The sequence below is a fragment of the Pseudomonas sp. LG1D9 genome (assembly GCF_002949995.1).
In the GTDB taxonomy this organism is placed as follows: domain Bacteria; phylum Pseudomonadota; class Gammaproteobacteria; order Pseudomonadales; family Pseudomonadaceae; genus Aquipseudomonas; species Aquipseudomonas proteolytica.
In genome coordinates, this window is record NZ_CP026881.1 from 4901725 (window position 1) to 4917641 (window position 15917).

The following is a 15917-nucleotide window of genomic DNA, read 5'->3' on the forward strand; positions in this document are numbered from 1 at the left end:
ATGTGTGGCGCTGATTAACCGATGATTAACCGGGCTATTCTAGAGTGTAGGGATTATCTGAGCGTGCATCTTTTAGCGGCATAATGCGCGCTTAATCCGCCATCCTTTAAATCAGCACTTTTGCAAAGGGCTCACCATGCACGTACTGGTCTGTGAAGACGATGAACTGATCGCCAGTGGCATCGTTGCCGGTCTTGGTGCCCAGGGCTTTACCGTCGAGCGCGTGGGCACGGCAGCTGCCGCCCGGGCGATGCTCAAGGCAGCGCAGTTCGACATCATGGTGTTGGACCTCGGCCTGCCCGATGAGGACGGCCTCAAACTGTTGCAGCAACAGCGCAGTGCGGGCCTGGAAATTCCGGTGCTGATCCTCACCGCACGGGATTCGGTGACCAACCGCGTCGACGGCCTGCAAGCCGGCGCCGACGATTATCTGCTCAAGCCTTTCGACCTGCGCGAATTGGCCGCCCGCCTGCAGACCCTGCTGCGCCGGGTGGCTGGGCGTAGCGTCGACCTGATCGAACATGGCCGCCTGAGTTACAGCCCCAGCAGCCGGGAAACGCTGCTGGGCGGCAAGCCGGTGGACCTTTCCCGTCGCGAACAGGCGTTGCTGCAGGCACTGCTGCACAACCGTGGCCGCGTGCTGTCCAGCGAGCAACTCAAAGACAGCGTCTATGGCTTCAACGATGAGCTGGAAAGCAACGCCTTGAACGTGCATATCCACCACCTGCGCCGTAAGTTGGGCAACGGCATTGTCGAGACCGTGCGCGGCCTGGGCTATCGCCTGGGCCCGGCGGATGCTGGAGATGACGCCTCGTGATGAGCCTGCGCCTGCGCCTGACATTCAAGCTGGGCGCCGCTTTTGTGTTGATCTGGGTGCTGGCGGCGGCCTGGATGCTCAACGACCTGCGTAACCAGATGATGTTTTCCCTGGACCAGCGGCTGGTGGCTTCGGCGCGCATGGTGGCCGGGCTGATGGAGCAGATGCCGGGCCTGGCCAGCGTCGGCGAGGGCAAGCGCTTTGGTGCCGAGCAATTGAATGTGCCCGGTGGCATGGCGTGCCAGGTCAGTTCGTTGCGTGGCGAAGTCCTGGCCCGTAGCCACACCACCCCGGACCAGGGGTTGGAGTCCCGGCAGAGCGGTTTTCGTGACCAGATCATCGACGGTGCCGCTTGGCGCACCTTTACCCTGGCCCGGGGCGATCTGTTTATCACCACCGCCGACCGCCAGGTAGAGCGCGAGGCGCTGAATATGTCGATCCTGTTGGCGGCCTCGGTACCGGTGGGCGTGGCCCTGTTGGGCTGCCTGTGCCTGTTATGGCTGGGGATCGGCCAGAGCCTGGTGCCGCTCAACCGCATGCGCGATGCCTTGATGCGGCGCAGCGCCGACTCCCTTGAGCCGTTGCAGATTCATCCGTTGCCCAGCGAGCTCAAGCCGTTGCTCGACACCCAGAACCAACTGCTGCAACGCATCGCCAAGACCATCGAGCGTGAGCGCCGGCTGACCGGCGATGCTGCCCATGAGTTGCGCAGCCCCTGACGGCGATCAAGACCCATCTACAAGTGGCGCGCATGACCGAAGGCGCCGCCCGCGACCAGTCCCTGGCCCACGCCGAGGAGGGCGCCGACCGCCTGCATCGCACCCTTGAGCAATTGCTGCTGCTGGCGCGGGTCGAGGGCAGCCTGTCGTTTGATGACGGCTTGCAGTCCAGCGCCGAGCAAGTGGCACGCCTGGCGATCCAGGACGCCAACGCCGGGGATAATCGGCGTATCGACCTGATCCTGCCCGACAACCTGCCCCAGGACCCGGTGGAAATGCCCGTGGGCCTGGCGGTTGCCGCGTTGCGCAATTTGTTGGATAACGCCCTGCGCCATACCCCGGCCGATACACGGGTGGAGCTGAGCGTGTTCACCCAGGGCAATCAAGTCGTGTTCCGCGTGCGCGACCATGGCGCGCCGATCTCCAGCGAAGACCTGCAACACCTGACCCAGCGTTTCTGGCGCAATGGCAACAGCGGCGGTTGTGGCCTGGGCCTGGCCATCGTGCAGGCGATTGTCCAGCGCTGTTCCTGTTCCCTGGCCTTCGACAGCCAGCCCGACGGCCTGCGCGTCGAACTCGGTATGCCATTGCGGCGCTGATCCTTCCTTGCATACACGTAACTACCGCCATCCTCAGGCCCGACGCTTCAGGATGGCGGTAATTTTTGTGTTTGTAGGTTTGCCGGCTGAATGACTCAGCCTGTATTGAAAAGGACAGCGCCTATGTTGGTCATCGATTCCACTTATCCCGCCCAGGATTTTAATCAGCGCAATGGCGAAGCCGTGCGCCAGTTGGTTGTGCATTACACCGCCGCGCCCTTTGCCTGCTCCCTGCGTACCCTGACCCAGCAGGGTGTCAGTGCCCATTACCTGTTGCCCGATCCCCACGAGGCCAGCTATCGCAACGCCGGCTACGACGAGCTGCGGGTGTTCCAACTGGTGGGTGAGCACCAGCGCGCCTGGCATGCGGGAGCCAGTCATTGGGCGGGCCGCGATAACGTCAACAGTCGCTCGATCGGCATCGAGATCGTTAACCTGGCCCGCGATGATGAGGGGTATTTACCTTCCCTGCCTATGATCCGGAGCAAGTCGAGGTACTGATCGCGCTGATCCACGACATTTGCGCGCGTCATCCGCAGATAGGCGCCACCGATATCGTCGGCCATGCGGATGTGGCGTTCTGGCGCAAAAGTGACCCAGGGCCACAGTTGCCCTGGCAGGGTTTGTTCAAGGCGGGCATTGGCGCCTGGTTTGATGAAGGCGCCAAGGGGGCCTATGAGCGGCGCTTTCGCATGGGGTTGCCGCAGGAAGTGGAGATCGAACGGGCCTTCCAGCGCTACGGCTACGCCCCGGCGAAAAACCGCCTGGCGTTCCAGCAGCGGGTGCGCGCCTTCCAGATGCACTTTCGGCCCGCCGACTATCGCGGGCAACTGGATATCGAGACCTGCGCGATTCTTTATGCGCTGAATGAAAAGTACACCAGTGCCGGTGAGTGACCGGTCATTTGCCGGTTTTTCGCAGGCATTGGTGTAAATCCCCACGCCGCTGATGCGTTTCCAGAACAGGAAATCCGTGCGCACGCCCTTTGGGGGCCAGACGTCAACGGGTTGGCAGTTTGGTCACCATCATCAGCGTATTGAGGGATCTAGAGATGTCAGTCGCTACCAGTCGCATTGAGGATTCGCTGGCATCGGCCAGCCCGACTCCAGCAGAAACGCTTTACCAGTTCGATGAATCACCGCTGCTGGCCCGCCAGCGCCAGCAGGAGTCCAATGCGCGCAGCTACCCCCGGCGCATTCCCCTGGCGCTCAAGCGGGCCAAGGGTATTTATGTCGAGGATGTTGAAGGCCGCAGCTTTATCGACTGCCTGGCCGGGGCCGGTACATTGGCGCTGGGCCATAACCATCCGGTGGTGATCGAGGCGATCCAACAGGTGCTGCTGGACGAGTTGCCCCTGCATACCCTGGACTTGACCACGCCGGTCAAGGATCAGTTTGTGCAAGACCTGTTCGGCCTGCTACCCGCTGAACTGGCGCGTGAGGCAAAGATCCAGTTTTGCGGCCCCACCGGCACCGATGCGGTGGAGGCCGCGCTGAAACTGGTGCGTACCGCCACGGGGCGCAGCACGGTGTTGTCGTTCCAGGGCGGTTATCACGGCATGAGCCAGGGCGCGTTGAGCCTGATGGGCAGCCTGGGGCCGAAAAAACCGTTGGGTGCCTTGCTGTCCAACGGTGTGCAGTTTTTGCCATTCCCCTATGACTACCGCTGCCCGTTCGGCCTGGGCGGGGCAGAAGGGGTCAAGGTCAACCTGCATTACCTGGAAAACCTGCTCACCGATCCGGAGGCGGGCGTATTGCTGCCGGCGGCAGTGATCGTCGAAGTGGTGCAGGGCGAGGGCGGTGTGATTCCGGCCGACCTCGACTGGCTGCGCGGCCTGCGGCGGATTACCGAGCAGGCCGGTGTGGCGCTGATTGTCGATGAGATCCAGAGCGGTTTTGGCCGCACCGGCAAGATGTTTGCCTTTGAGCATGCGGGCATTGTCCCGGATGTGGTGGTGCTGTCCAAAGCCATTGGTGGCAGTCTGCCGCTGGCGGTGGTGGTGTATCGCGAGTGGCTCGACACCTGGCTGCCGGGCGCCCATGCCGGTACCTTCCGTGGTAATCAGATGGCCATGGCGGCGGGTTCGGCAGTGATGCGCTACCTCAAGGAGCACAACGTCGCTGATCATGCGGCGGCCATGGGGGAGCGCCTGGCTGAGCACTTGCGCATCCTGCAGCGCGACTTCCCGCAACTGGGGGACATTCGCGGGCGTGGCCTGATGCTCGGGGTGGAACTGGTCAACCCGAGCGGCACGCCCGACGTCCAGGGCCACCCGCCGGTCCATCGGCAATTGGCGCCGCTGGTGCAGCGTGAATGCCTCAAGCGTGGGTTGATCCTGGAGCTGGGCGGGCGCCATGGCAGCGTGGTGCGTTTCCTTCCCCCTCTGGTCATCACCGCCGCACAAATCGACCGGGTGGCAGAGATCTTTGGGCGGGCGCTGGCGGCAGCCGTGGCGAGTCTCTAATTTTCCGCTGCTGTCGTACGTTCCTACATACATCAGCCACGCGCAGTGCGTGGCAGCCTTTGAGTGACGGAGAACCGCAATGACCTCAGTATTTGACCGCGAAGACATCCTGTTCCAGGTGGTGGTCAACCATGAAGAACAGTATTCCATCTGGCCCGACTACAAAGCCGTGCCAGAAGGCTGGCGCACCGTGGGTAAAAGCGGGATGAAGAAAGAGTGCCTGGCCTACATCGAAGAGGTGTGGACTGATATGCGGCCGTTGAGCCTGCGCCAGAAGATGGATGCCCAGGCAATCGCTGGCTGAACGCAAAAAAATGTGGGGGCGGGCTTGCCCGCGATGGCCATGAGTATCTACACAACTCTCTGATACTTCTGGGCTCTGGGTTTTGCGCTGATGTAGGGGGCATATCCATTGCTGCGGTAACGGCGGCCATGGGTTCCGCCCTTACGGCGGCTCACTTTTGAACAGCGCAAAAGTAAGCAAAACGCTCTTGCCCCACCACTCGGCACCTCGCCTAGGCTCGGTGTGCCCGTAATCCGACATTGATTTGGGGGGCCGCCGCGATGGGCCATCCATGGCCCAGCGCGGCTAAACCGGCGTCCTGCCGGTTTACCCCCCAAATCAATATCGGATGACGGCCAGCGTGGTTCAACGGGGCGCTAAGATCAAAATCACAAGCAGAGCGAGGCGGCCTGACAGCCGACCTGATCGTCGAATCGTGCGCGTGCCCCTTGTGGGAGCGGGCTTGCTCGCGAATGCGGTGGGTCAGTGATGGATATATTGACTGATACACCGCATTCGCGAGCAAGTCGCACCGCCGCTCCCACAGGGGAATGCAGCTTCGCGCTCTGGCGTTGCTGTTGCTCTGTTTTTGATCTGGCTTTTGATCTTAGGCGCCCCGTCAAACCACGATGGCCGCAGGCAGGTATTGCGTAGTGGGCACCCCGGCAGGATGCCGGGGTAGCCGCGACACGGCCATGGATGGCCGATCGCGGCGGGCCCACGGAGCAATGCCTGACTGCGGGCATGCCGAGCCTAGGCGAGGCACCGAGTGGTGGGGCAAGAGCGTTTTGCTTACTTTTGCGCTGTTCAAAAGTGAGCCGCCGTAAGGGCGGAACCCATACCCGCCGCGACCGCGGCAACGGATATGTACACATACTCAGAAGAGCGAGTTGTGTAGATACTCATGCCGCGATGGCCATGGGTATCTACACAACTTTCAGAAACTGACGAACTCCCCGTGGCGAGCGGGCTTGTCGGGACGCCGCATCGCCCGCGCTGGGCTGCGAAGCAGCCCCAAAAAGCCCCCCGCGTTTCTTCAGATAAACCGCGATGGCCGGGTTTAGGGCTGCTTTGCAGCCCAGAGCGGGCGATGCGGCGTCCCGACAAGCCCGCTCGCCACAACTGCGCTATCTGCCTGGATTTAGGCGTTGCGGCGTAGTTGTGTAGATACCTATGCCGCGATGGCAAAGTGTCAGTCGATACATTAGTTGACTGATACACCGCCATCGCGGGCAAGCCCGCTCCCACATAGGTATTGCAGTGCTTTCAGGGCGCCAAAGCCTTGATCACCTGATCCACATTCCCTTCCAGTTCCGCCACCGGGTCTGCGCCGTCAGTGCTCAGCACCAGCAGCTTCGATCCCCCCGCGCTGATGGCTGTTTTCACTGCCTCAGTCGGTTGACGATGGTGCACTACCAGTGCCACGTCGTTGTCCTTCAGGCTGGTCGTCAATGTTTGCAACGCCTCGGCGGACCATTCGGTATCCGGTCGCGGATCGGTGCTGACCAACTCCAGATTCAACCCACTCACCAGATAAGCAAAATGATCGCTCAGGCTGACCACGCTCAGGTTGTCGGCCTGGGCCAGGCGTGCCTCGCTGTCGGCAGTGAGCTTGAGCAGGCGTTGCTTGAGGCTGGCCAGGTTGCTGTCGATTTGTGCCTTGGCGCCAGGCGCCAGGCGGCTCAGGTCGGCGGCCATGACATCGGCCATGCGCCCCAGGTTGTTGCTCGATTGCCACGGCTGGCTGTTGAGGCCATCCACCGTCCCTGGTTGCAGGGCCACGCCCGGCAAACCACCGTCTACCGGGCGCGCGGCGTCCACTTCGACGATGCGGATATTGCTGCGTCGGGCCACTGGGTACAGCGGGTCATCCGGCCACAGCGAACGCAGGCCGATCGCGGCGTCGGCGTCCAGCGCCAGGGTGTGCAGGGCCGGCGCACCGCGGCCGGTAAAGTAGGAGGTCTGGCGCGAACCCGGCAGGTTGGCCGGGGCCGCGCGTTCAAGCTTGACCTGGGTGCCCTTGAGCAGGGTTTCGGCCAGGCCGTAGGTTACGGGCAAGGCCGCCAGGACCTTGACCGGTTTGGCCGATTGGGCGGCGGCCGGCAGTGGTTTGGCAGGGGCGGCTGCCAGCAGCGCAGGGCTGATCAGGCAAGCGATGGCCAGGGCCAGGGGGCGTAGAACAGGGCGCATTATCCAAGATTCCCTTTCAGGCTGGGGACCGTGCCGCGCGCAATGGCGGCCAGGGCGAAGGCGATGCCGGCGACAAGGATGATCGCGGCACCGGACGGGATGGGCAGGTCGAAGATGATCGGCAGCAGAATCCCGCACAGGGTGCTGACCGTGGCAATCACCACCGAGATCCAGAAGAACCCCTTGAGCGACTGGCTCAACAGGCGCGCCGCAGCGGCCGGAATCACCAGCAAGGCTCCCACCAGGATCGCGCCGATGACCTTGACTGCCGCCACGGTGATCAGGGTCACGAGGATCACGAACAGGTAGTCCAGGGTCTTCACGGCCACACCACGCACGGCGGCCAGCTGTGGGTTGAAGCTGGCGAGCATGATGCGGTTGTACAGCGGCAGCGCCAGGGCCATCACCAGTGACCCGACAATCGCCAGCACCAGCAGGTCATTGCCGTTGACGGTCAGGACCGAACCAAACAGCACGTTTTCCAGGATGTGTACGTTGATCTTGCCCGCCAGGATCAGCAACAGGCTTGCGCCCAGCGCCAGGGACACCGAGAGGAACACGCCGATCAGCGTATCGGGGGCCAGGCCGGTGCGGTTGCGCAGGTAGTTGAGCAGGATGCCGAACAACAGGCAGTAACCGAACAGGCTGCCGTAAGGCCCGGTGTAGGGTTCCCCCAGCAGAATGCCCACGGCCACGCCGGTGAGTGCGGCGTGGCCGACAGCTTCGGAGAAGAACGCAAAGCGCTTGACCACCACCAGCGTGCCCAGGCCACCCAGCACCGGGCCGATCAGCAGGCCGGCGAGCAGGGCGTTGACCACAAACCCATAGGCCAGGGCTTCCGGCAGGTAGCCGGAGGAGGCCCAGCCCTGGACCATCAAGCGAAAGGCTTCGTAGCTCATTGGGCTGCGCTCCGTGGGTGAGTGGAAAACAGCGTCAGCAGGCGCTCCGGGGTCAGTGCCTCTTTGGGCGTGGCGTCGAACAGCAAGCGGCGGTTCAGGCCGGTGACACGGTCCGCCAGGCGACCGACGGCCTCCAGGTCGTGTTCGATCCACAGCACGGTGATCCCGGCCTGGCGCCAGTCGCCCAGCAGGCGTTCGAACACCTGGATCCCGGCTTCGTCGAGGGCCGACATCGGTTCATCGAGCACCAGCAGTTGCGGCGCCGGGATCAAGCCCTGGGCCAGCAACACACGCTGGCGCTCACCGCCGGACAGCGCGCCCATGCGGCGCTTGCGCTTGTCTTGCATGCCCACGCGCTCCAGCGCCTCGCCAATTGCGCCGGCGTAATGCCGGGACAGGCCGAGAAAGGCCGGGCGCCGCTGGCACATCGCGGCCATGAAGTCATCGACGGTCATCGGCAGGCCCCGGTCGAATTCCAAGGCCTGGGGCACGTAGCCGATGGTGCCGGGAGTACCCGGCCAATGCAGGCTCAGTTGGCCCTGGTGCGGGGTCTGCCCCAGCAGCGTCTTGATCAGCGAGCTCTTGCCGCCGCCGTTGGGGCCGACCAGGGCGTGGATACTGCCCGGTTGCACCTGGAAGCTGACGTTATCGAGGATCGCGGTACGGCCCAGGGTCAGCGAGACGTTATCGAACTCAATCGTTGGGCCGATGCTGGCCACATTCAGATGTTCAGCCGCCGTCATGCCCCCGACTCCTGGATGGCGCGGACCACGGTATTGAGGTTGCCGGTCATTTCCACTTCATACTTCTCGGCGCTGTATTCCCCGTAGGAAATATGCGACAGCGGGTACAGCTTGACCCCCGACTCGCGCTGGATCGTATCGACGTAGGAGGACGGGAAATCCATCTCCGAGAAGATCACCTTCACGTCCAGCTCGCGCAGTTGGTCGATGGTTTTTTTCAGTTGGCTCGGGCTTGGCTCGATGCCATGGGCCGGTTCCACTACGGCGGTCACTTCCAGGCCGAACTCGCGCAACAGGTAGTCGTAGGCGGCATGCACCGTGGCCACGCGCAGGTCGGCGTTGGGCGCGCTGGTGAGTTTGGCCAGGGCATCGGCGCGCATCTGGCGCAGGCGCTTGCCATAGGCGCGGGCATTCTGGGTGTAGGTCTTGGCGTTGTCCGGGTCGAGCTTGCCCAGTTCCCGGGCGATGTTGTTGACCTGGGCAATGGAGGCGCTGATGGACAGGAAGGTGTGCGGGTTGACCACCTTGCCGGCGCCACGGGCCGCGTTGCCGGTGGCCGCCAGCAACGGCACATTGGCGTTGGCTTCTATCACCGGGATGTCCGGGCGCTCGCTGGTGGCGATCATGCGGTCGGCAAAGTCATCATGGCCAACGCCATTGAGCACGATCACGTCCAGGGTGCCAATGCGCTTGATATCTTCGGCGCGCGGCTCGTAGGCATGGGGGTTGAAGCCGGCCGGAATCAGCGGCACCACTTCGGCCTTGTCGCCGACGATGTTCGCCACGTAGCTGTAGTAAGGGTGCAGGGTGATACCGATACGCAGGCGCTTGGCCGCCTCGGCATTGGCCAGGGGGGTCAGCAAGACGCTGAACAGGCCCACCAGCAGCAGGCGGAGCAAGGGAGATGACATAGACATGGGTAATCGATCTTCTCTCGGAGACAGCGTGAATTCAGTGGCGATGCTGGCGGGTGACGCCAGCGTCGAATTGCGCAACGACCTGCTGCCAGCCAGCGGCGATCAGCCCCTGGTCGCTCAGGTCGGTGGGGGCAGCCAGATTGGCGCTGCGGTTGAGCCAGATATCCGGCTCGCTACCGTTCACGCGCATCAGCAGTGAACCGCTGGTGTCATTGGCCTGGCTCAAGCCCAGGTACGCAGAAGGCGCCAACAACTGCCAGCGGTGGTCACCGCGGCTGACCGAACTGGCGTCCTGGGCGAAGGGCGCGAAGCCTTCTTCGGCCAGTTGTGCGGGCGTCGGCAGCGCGCTTTGTTCCTGCGCCAGCAACTGGATTTCATCCAGGGTCACCCGCAGGTCGGCGTAGATGCCTTGCTCGGCGGCGCTCAAGTCGCGACGGGCGTCCAGTTGGTGGCTGGGCACAGCCGCGACTTCCTGGGTTTCGCCATGCAGCGACACCACGGTGCCGGCGACGGCCAGGATGATCAGGCACAGCAACAGGACGTAGAGGGTCTCGTGGCCGGCACCGGCCGGCCGGACAACCTGGGTGTTGCCTGGGCTCACGCGGGTCATGGTGCCTGGATATCCGCTTGGTCGATCTCGACAACGTGGCCGGGACCGGCGTCAAACAGCACGTAGAACTCGCTGGCAGGTTTCTTGAAGGTCAACGTCGAGTCGGCCCCCAGCTTGCCGGGCACCAGGATGGTTTCGTCGTAGCCGATCACATCCAGGGTCACGCCAGGCGCGCCGCTGCCATCGGAGAAGCCGCCAGTGCACTGGATCTGCTCGCCGGGGATTTCCTTGCATTCGCACATCGGGTTGTGGGCCAGGGCGTAGTTGCTCGCACCCAGGCTGAGGGCCAGCACGGCGCAGGTGCGGGTCAGGCGCAGTAGGTTCATGGTTTGACTCCTTGCTTGTTCAACCAGGCGACAGTGGCAGGCGAAGCCTGACTCAAGGGAATGGAAGCCTGTTGCATGCTGCCGTCCCAGCCTTCCATGGTGATCCACAGTTCGGCGTCGGGCGGGGTGCGTTCGGGGATTGGCAGGGCGGCGCCCATGCGGTACGGGGTACCGAAGAAAATCACTCCGGCGGCCCGCAGGCTGCGGGGTTTGCCGATGCGCAGGTAAGTGGCCTTGACCTGATCGCCACAGGTGGCGCACAGGGCGGCATTGAAGGATTTCATCGGCCCGGCCGGATTGGGGCGGGGCGCTTCATTGCGTAGCTCAGCCAGGGTGATGCTCCATGGGCCGACCTGCACCTCGCCTATCTCGCGCTCGCCCAGGCCGGCGTCGCCGCGAAACAGCGCGGCGTCGGCAAAGTACTTGGGCATAAAGCCCAGGGGTACCAGCAACAACAGGATATTGATGTGGAACCGCCATTTGAGCCAGAAGGCGCGCAGCGGCGAGGGCGCTTGTACGGTGGTGGCCTTGCTCATTACTTGCCCTCCGAAGTTTCAGCCTGCAGGGCGCCGATGGGGTTGGCTGGCGCAGGGTTGCGCGTAGCCTTGCTGCTGCGCTTGAGAGCGTGCAGCGTAGCCAGGGCGGTGCGCTTGCTCCAGATCAACAGACCGCTGAGCACCATCATGCTCAGCAACAGGCCGAAGAAGAACCAGACCAGCTTGATCCAGATCCCGCCAAAGTCGCCGGTGTGCAACGGGCGCATGGACTCGGTGACGAACTCCAGGCCCGAGCGGTCGGACAGCAGGTGTGTGGCGGCAATTTCACCGTTGTAGGGGTTGATATCGGCGGTCTGGAACATCAGCGGGTACCAGCCACGGCCGCCGATACTCAGGTGGCTGTAGGCATTGCTCGGCAGGCCGACGAAGCTGACGTCGAACCCCGGGATGCGCTGGCTGGCGATGTTGATGGCATCGTCCAGCGCGATCGTCGGTGGCGGTACGCCAGGCGCCGACAACGGCACTTTGTCCCGGGCGATCACCGGCACGACGGCCTCGCTGGAGATGGTGATCTGGTTGTCCGAGAGAATCGCCTGGATCAAGAACCAGGTGCCGGTGATGGAGATCACTGCGATAAACCAGATCGACCAGATGCCGCTCAGACGGTGGAAATCCCCCCAGAAAATCCGCGCGCCGTGCTTGAAACGCAGGGTGGGCTTGAAGAAACCTTTCCAGAACCGCTTGTACACCACCAGGCCAGTGACCAGCGACGCGAGCATCGGCAACCCGAGGAATGACACCAGGTACCAGCCCCAACTGAAGCCATTGGTGAACGGCACCAGCCACCAGCCATGCAGGGCGCGGGTGAACTGGCGGAAGTTGAACGATGGGCTGATGCCCTGGATGACTCCCGTATACGGGTTGACGTAGACCGCCACGGAGCGGCCATCGGGGTAGCTGATGTCGACGTCGAGGGCAAAGTGCGACTCGTCCGGACGGACGATGGACTCGACAATGGCCTTGGGCTCGGCCTGCTTGATCGCAGCCAGGATTTGGTCGTAAGTGAGCAGTTCGGCATCGTCCGACGGCTTGCTGGCGCGCATTTCCGGGTTGGCCAGCCACACGATTTCCTGGCTGACCACCGCCAGGGTCCCGGTGACGCAGACGATCAGTACGAAGAACCAGATGGGCAATGCCAGCCAGCTGTGTACGAGAAACCAGAGTTTGGAGCGTGACTTCTTCGACATGTCTAGGAGGGTCTTGATCGGAGGGGGGCAGAAAAGGCCCGGGAAAGGCCGGTCGTAGCTTTTGCTTACGCGACGGGCTGTATCTAAGTTAAGACGGATGAGAATCGCAAAACCCTAAGGCGGAAATGAAAGCAAATGTTTCCAATGCGCAACAAACACCTGTAGGCCCTGGCTCGCCAGCGAAAATCTCCAACGATTACGCGGGTTACCTGTTGCTATTGCTCTCGGGTTTTTCGCCGGCAAGCCGGCTCCTACAGGTGATTGGGGTTAGGCGAACAGCTCCTTGGCGCGCTGGCGGATCTGTTCCTCGGTCAATTCTTCGGTATGGGTGGCAAGGAACCAGACATGCCCGAAGGGATCTTTCACTGTGCCCGAGCGATCACCGTAGAACCGATCCTCGGGTTCGCAAATGCCTGTACCGCCGGCCGCGATCGCTTGTTTGTACTGCGCGTCGACGTCCGCCACATAGAGGTGCAAGCCAACACTGGCAGGATGCTCTCCAGGGGTGCCAAGCGGCGTTTCGGCACAAGGTGACGCCAGCATGATCGGCGAGTCGCCAATGCGCAGCTCGGCATGGCCGACCTTGCCATCGGGCATGTCCAGGCGCATGACAACGGTGGCACCGAAGGCCTTCTTGTAGAACTCGATGGCTTCAGCGGCCTTGTCGATACCCAAGTAGGGCGTGATGCTGTGATAGCCCTCGGGGATAGGTTTGACGCTCATTTCGCTCTCCTTGATGGTTGTTCAGGGGCCCGGTTTTTCCGGTTTCCTCACTATAGGCCAAGTTTTTCGTCGCCTCCTGGCAGCCGACGACCGTGCTGTAACGGCGTCCTGAACATTTTCTCGAACAGAGGCTTGACCTTGACTTAACTAGAGGTCTTACCCTGCATGGCACCTACAACTAAAGGGGATTTGTCATGCAGACTTGCGCGAAAAGTCATGGGTTTACCCAATTAATCGAGTTTCAGATCGAGCCTCGCCAGCAGTCCGCCCTGGTGTCGGCGCTGTCTGAGCAGACCGAGCGCCTGGCCCAAGGCCATGAGGGTTTTTTGAGTGCCAGTGTGCAGGTCAGTGATGATGGACGGCGCGTGCTCAACTACCTGCAATGGCAGACCCGCGAAGATGGCGATGCGGCGTTCAATCGCCTGGAGTGCGAGGGCGGGGACTTCTGGACCTTGATTTGCGCCCACCAGGCTACGGCCGTGACCTTCGGTTCATTCCAAGTGCTGCGCAGTATCGAGCGCAGCGCCGACAATGCACTGGCGTGCAACTTATATCGATAGATGCAACATGCGTTCGCCTTGTAGGTTTTCCCCGGGGCGGCGCTTGTTGACCGCCAGTTCGCCGATCTTGATCAGGCGTGTGCGCGTGACATTGCGGCTCAGGCCCAGCAGGTTGGCGGTGTGCACCTGGTTGTAGTGGCTGAAACGGTAGGCGGCGCGTAGCAGCGCGTCTTCGACCTTCTCATGGAGTGCGCCGGCCTGTTCGTCAAACAGCTTCTGGAAGGCCCGCTCCAATAAGGCTTCGGCACTATTGTCGACCCCGTGCTGGCTGTCGTCCTGGCGCTCGATACGCATATTCGAGAGGCGCAGGTCGTCGCGCTCGATCACACCGTTGCGGCAAATCAGCAAGGTGTGATGAATGACGTTTTCCAACTCGCGGATATTGCCCGGCCAACTGTAGCTCCTGAGCTTTTGCTCGGCCTCGGGGCTGATGGTGATGGGGCCGTAGCCCAGGCGCTGGCTGTAGGCGTCGATAAAGTGGCGGGTCAGGGGCAGGATGTCGCCGGGGCGTTCGCGCAACGGGCTTAGTTCCAGGCTGACCACGTCCAGGCGGTAATACAGGTCCTCACGGAAATGCCCGGCGTTGATGGCCTTTTCCAGTTGCACATTGGTCGCCGCCAGTACCCGCACGTCAATGGCAATGCTCTTGCGTGAGCCCAGGCGCACCACTTCGCGCTCCTGCAGGACGCGCAGCAGCTTGACCTGGATGGCCATGGGCAGATCACCGATCTCATCGAGGAACAAGGTGCCGCCGTCGGCCTCTTCGAACCAGCCGGCCTTGGCGCTGAGGGCGCCAGTGAACGCGCCTTTTTCATGGCCGAATAACTCCGCTTCCACCAGGGATTCGGAAAAGGCCCCACAATTGACCGCCACGAAGGGCCGGTTGCGCCGGGCGCTGAGGTTGTGGATGTGGCGGGCCACCAGTTCTTTACCGGTGCCGGTTTCGCCGATGATCAGCACGCTGGCTTCGCTGGGTGCCACTTGCTGGATATGCGCGAGCAGGGCCTGGGACTTGGGGTCTTCGAAGACTTGCGCGGTGGCGCGAATCGACGTGGCGAGGGCGGGCGAGGGCGGTAGGGTCAAAAGCTGCATGGGCACCTCTAGGAATAGAACGTTGGCGTCGGCAGGGACTGGTTCAAGGCCCAGTCGCCCAATTCGTGGAGTTTGTAGTCCACCGGGTCGTGCAGGCTTTGGGTGCGCAGGTTGCGCCAGTGGCGGTCCAGGCGCAGCGAGGCGTGGGTGGAGCGGGCGCCGGTGACCTCAAACAGGCGGCTGCACAGCTCCAGGCCGTTGCGGGTGGCGGCGACCTTGGCCGTGGCGATGGCAATCGCCAGTTGCCCACGCTCGTGTTCGCTCAAGGCAGGGCCCTTGGCCCAGGCCTGGTCCAGCAGCTCGGCGGCCCGTTGTACCAGTAGGCGCACGCCTTCGAGTGCGACCCAGAATTCGCCGTAGTGGCTGAGCACATAAGGGTCCTGACGCACATCCTGGACGCTGGATTTATGCCAGGGCCGTGTTTCGGCGAGGGTGTAGCCACGCGCTTCCTCAAACGCGCCTTCGGCAATGCCGAGGAACATTTGGGTGAACGTCAGTTGGGCAATCAGCGGACGCAGGCAGGCAAACGGCGTGCTCAGGGGGCCGGGGTCCAGCAACAGTTCCGACTCTTCGACCCTGACGCGCTCGAAGCTGGTGCTGCCGCTGTCGGTCTGGCGTTGGCCGATACTGTTCCAGTCGTTGTGCACGGTGATGCCGCTGCGTGCGCTGGGGATGGCGGCGATCAGCAGCTTGCCGCCGGCGCTTTCGTCGACTGCCGAGGCGATCAGCATCTGTGAGTCGCTGGCGCCGGAGCAGAAGCTCTTTTTTCCGGAGAATTCGCGCCAGCCGCCAAAGTCCTTGACCACCGTGCGCGTATCCAGGGGGTTGAGGGCATTGCCCCAGAACCAGTGCTTGCGGGCGGTCTGTTCGAACCAGGGCTGCCATTGCTCCGGGCGGGAAAACAGGCGCACGGTGGCCAGCATCAGATGATGGAAGCCGAACACGTGGGCGATGGAGCTGTCGACCTTGGCGAACTCGCGCACGACCTCCAGGGTTTCGCTCCAACGTGCGCCAAGGCCGCCGTACTGGGTGGGAATGCTCAGTGCCAGCAGGCCACTGTGGCGCAGGGCATCGCGCTCGGCCTTGGGCGTGCCGCCGCGCTCGTCACGCTCTACGGCGCTGAGGGCGAACTCGGCGGCCAGCAGCTTGGCGGTTTGCAAAGGGGATGGCAGGACGCTATGGGGTTTGGCTGGCACGCGGTGCTCCAGAAAAAATCACATGCGCTGTAGGC

15 protein-coding genes and 2 pseudogenes are annotated in these 15917 nt (G+C 62.8%); 6 read left to right on the top strand and 11 right to left on the bottom strand.

What is annotated here, in order from left to right:
* The first annotated feature begins 136 nt into the window (after positions 1-136).
* The 5 genes and pseudogenes from C5F71_RS22950 to C5F71_RS22970 all read left to right on the top strand — a co-directional run bounded on the left by C5F71_RS22950 (position 137) and on the right by C5F71_RS22970 (position 4903).
* Complete coding sequence (locus tag C5F71_RS22950; RefSeq protein WP_029298151.1) at positions 137-817, top strand: response regulator; 681 nt, start codon at positions 137-139, stop codon at positions 815-817.
* Positions 817-2135: pseudogene (locus tag C5F71_RS22955) on the top strand (ATP-binding protein). Before C5F71_RS22950 ends, C5F71_RS22955 begins: the two are co-directional and overlap by 1 nt.
* Positions 2136-2258: 123 nt before the next feature.
* Positions 2259-3031, top strand: a pseudogene (locus C5F71_RS22960) (N-acetylmuramoyl-L-alanine amidase).
* A gap of 155 nt (positions 3032-3186) precedes the next feature.
* Positions 3187-4599, top strand: coding sequence for an aspartate aminotransferase family protein (locus tag C5F71_RS22965; protein WP_029298156.1), 1413 nt, complete (start codon positions 3187-3189; stop codon positions 4597-4599).
* A gap of 79 nt (positions 4600-4678) precedes the next feature.
* The gene (locus tag C5F71_RS22970) at positions 4679-4903 is read left to right on the top strand and encodes an MbtH family protein (RefSeq protein ID WP_029298158.1); all 225 of its coding nucleotides are present in this window, start codon (positions 4679-4681) and stop codon (positions 4901-4903) included.
* Positions 4904-6148: 1245 nt separating this feature from the next.
* Here C5F71_RS22970 and C5F71_RS22975 read toward each other — a convergent pair.
* The 9 genes from C5F71_RS22975 to C5F71_RS23015 all read right to left on the bottom strand — a co-directional run bounded on the left by C5F71_RS22975 (position 6149) and on the right by C5F71_RS23015 (position 13034).
* Positions 6149-7072: a metal ABC transporter solute-binding protein, Zn/Mn family gene (locus tag C5F71_RS22975; RefSeq protein WP_104912013.1), complete on the bottom strand. Its 924-nt coding sequence runs from the start codon at positions 7070-7072 to the stop codon at positions 6149-6151.
* Entirely contained in the window at positions 7072-7971 is a 900-nt protein-coding gene (locus tag C5F71_RS22980) for a metal ABC transporter permease (RefSeq protein WP_029300631.1), read from the bottom strand. The genes C5F71_RS22975 and C5F71_RS22980 overlap by 1 nt, the downstream gene beginning before the upstream one ends.
* Complete coding sequence (locus tag C5F71_RS22985) at positions 7968-8714, bottom strand: metal ABC transporter ATP-binding protein (protein WP_104912014.1); 747 nt, start codon at positions 8712-8714, stop codon at positions 7968-7970. The genes C5F71_RS22980 and C5F71_RS22985 overlap by 4 nt, the downstream gene beginning before the upstream one ends.
* Positions 8711-9631: a metal ABC transporter substrate-binding protein gene (locus C5F71_RS22990; protein ID WP_029300635.1), complete on the bottom strand. Its 921-nt coding sequence runs from the start codon at positions 9629-9631 to the stop codon at positions 8711-8713. The genes C5F71_RS22985 and C5F71_RS22990 overlap by 4 nt, the downstream gene beginning before the upstream one ends.
* 34 nt (positions 9632-9665) lie before the next feature.
* Entirely contained in the window at positions 9666-10241 is a 576-nt protein-coding gene (locus tag C5F71_RS22995) for a DUF6162 family protein (protein WP_104912015.1), read from the bottom strand.
* A complete protein-coding gene (locus tag C5F71_RS23000) occupies positions 10238-10567 on the bottom strand; it encodes a hypothetical protein (protein WP_029300639.1) in 330 nt (109 codons plus the stop codon). Before C5F71_RS23000 ends, C5F71_RS22995 begins: the two co-directional genes overlap by 4 nt.
* On the bottom strand, positions 10564-11103 hold the full coding sequence (locus tag C5F71_RS23005; protein ID WP_029300641.1) for a hypothetical protein: 540 nt from the start codon (positions 11101-11103) through the stop codon (positions 10564-10566). Before C5F71_RS23005 ends, C5F71_RS23000 begins: the two co-directional genes overlap by 4 nt.
* On the bottom strand, positions 11103-12311 hold the full coding sequence (locus C5F71_RS23010; protein ID WP_104912016.1) for a PepSY domain-containing protein: 1209 nt from the start codon (positions 12309-12311) through the stop codon (positions 11103-11105). The genes C5F71_RS23005 and C5F71_RS23010 overlap by 1 nt, the downstream gene beginning before the upstream one ends.
* A gap of 267 nt (positions 12312-12578) precedes the next feature.
* Positions 12579-13034: a VOC family protein gene (locus C5F71_RS23015; protein WP_104912017.1), complete on the bottom strand. Its 456-nt coding sequence runs from the start codon at positions 13032-13034 to the stop codon at positions 12579-12581.
* 194 nt (positions 13035-13228) lie between these two features.
* Between C5F71_RS23015 and C5F71_RS23020 the strand changes: the two genes are divergently transcribed.
* Positions 13229-13594: an antibiotic biosynthesis monooxygenase gene (locus tag C5F71_RS23020; protein WP_029300646.1), complete on the top strand. Its 366-nt coding sequence runs from the start codon at positions 13229-13231 to the stop codon at positions 13592-13594.
* Here the strand turns inward: C5F71_RS23020 and C5F71_RS23025 are convergent.
* Together C5F71_RS23025 and C5F71_RS23030 are read right to left on the bottom strand one after the other, a co-directional pair.
* Complete coding sequence (locus C5F71_RS23025) at positions 13583-14686, bottom strand: sigma-54-dependent Fis family transcriptional regulator (protein WP_070996199.1); 1104 nt, start codon at positions 14684-14686, stop codon at positions 13583-13585. The two genes, C5F71_RS23020 and C5F71_RS23025, sit on opposite strands and share 12 nt — an antisense overlap.
* Before the next feature lie 8 nt (positions 14687-14694).
* Entirely contained in the window at positions 14695-15882 is a 1188-nt protein-coding gene (locus C5F71_RS23030; RefSeq protein WP_104912018.1) for an acyl-CoA dehydrogenase family protein, read from the bottom strand.
* Between the last annotated feature and the right edge of the window lie 35 nt (positions 15883-15917).

Excerpts from the sequence above, each read along its gene's own strand:
- C5F71_RS22970 (WP_029298158.1), top strand. The coding sequence starts at position 4,679 with ATGACCTCAGTATTTGACCGCGAAGACATCCTGTTCCAGGTGGTGGTC.
- C5F71_RS23005 (WP_029300641.1), bottom strand. The coding sequence starts at position 11,103 with ATGAGCAAGGCCACCACCGTACAAGCGCCCTCGCCGCTGCGCGCCTTC.
- C5F71_RS23010 (WP_104912016.1), bottom strand. The coding sequence starts at position 12,311 with ATGTCGAAGAAGTCACGCTCCAAACTCTGGTTTCTCGTACACAGCTGG.
- C5F71_RS23015 (WP_104912017.1), bottom strand. The coding sequence starts at position 13,034 with ATGAGCGTCAAACCTATCCCCGAGGGCTATCACAGCATCACGCCCTAC.
- C5F71_RS23000 (WP_029300639.1), bottom strand. The coding sequence starts at position 10,567 with ATGAACCTACTGCGCCTGACCCGCACCTGCGCCGTGCTGGCCCTCAGC.
- C5F71_RS22980 (WP_029300631.1), bottom strand. The coding sequence starts at position 7,971 with ATGAGCTACGAAGCCTTTCGCTTGATGGTCCAGGGCTGGGCCTCCTCC.
- C5F71_RS22985 (WP_104912014.1), bottom strand. The coding sequence starts at position 8,714 with ATGACGGCGGCTGAACATCTGAATGTGGCCAGCATCGGCCCAACGATT.
- C5F71_RS22975 (WP_104912013.1), bottom strand. The coding sequence starts at position 7,072 with ATGCGCCCTGTTCTACGCCCCCTGGCCCTGGCCATCGCTTGCCTGATC.
- C5F71_RS22995 (WP_104912015.1), bottom strand. The coding sequence starts at position 10,241 with ATGACCCGCGTGAGCCCAGGCAACACCCAGGTTGTCCGGCCGGCCGGT.
- C5F71_RS22990 (WP_029300635.1), bottom strand. The coding sequence starts at position 9,631 with ATGTCTATGTCATCTCCCTTGCTCCGCCTGCTGCTGGTGGGCCTGTTC.
- C5F71_RS22950 (WP_029298151.1), top strand. The coding sequence starts at position 137 with ATGCACGTACTGGTCTGTGAAGACGATGAACTGATCGCCAGTGGCATC.
- C5F71_RS23025 (WP_070996199.1), bottom strand. The coding sequence starts at position 14,686 with ATGCAGCTTTTGACCCTACCGCCCTCGCCCGCCCTCGCCACGTCGATT.
- C5F71_RS22965 (WP_029298156.1), top strand. The coding sequence starts at position 3,187 with ATGTCAGTCGCTACCAGTCGCATTGAGGATTCGCTGGCATCGGCCAGC.
- C5F71_RS23020 (WP_029300646.1), top strand. The coding sequence starts at position 13,229 with ATGCAGACTTGCGCGAAAAGTCATGGGTTTACCCAATTAATCGAGTTT.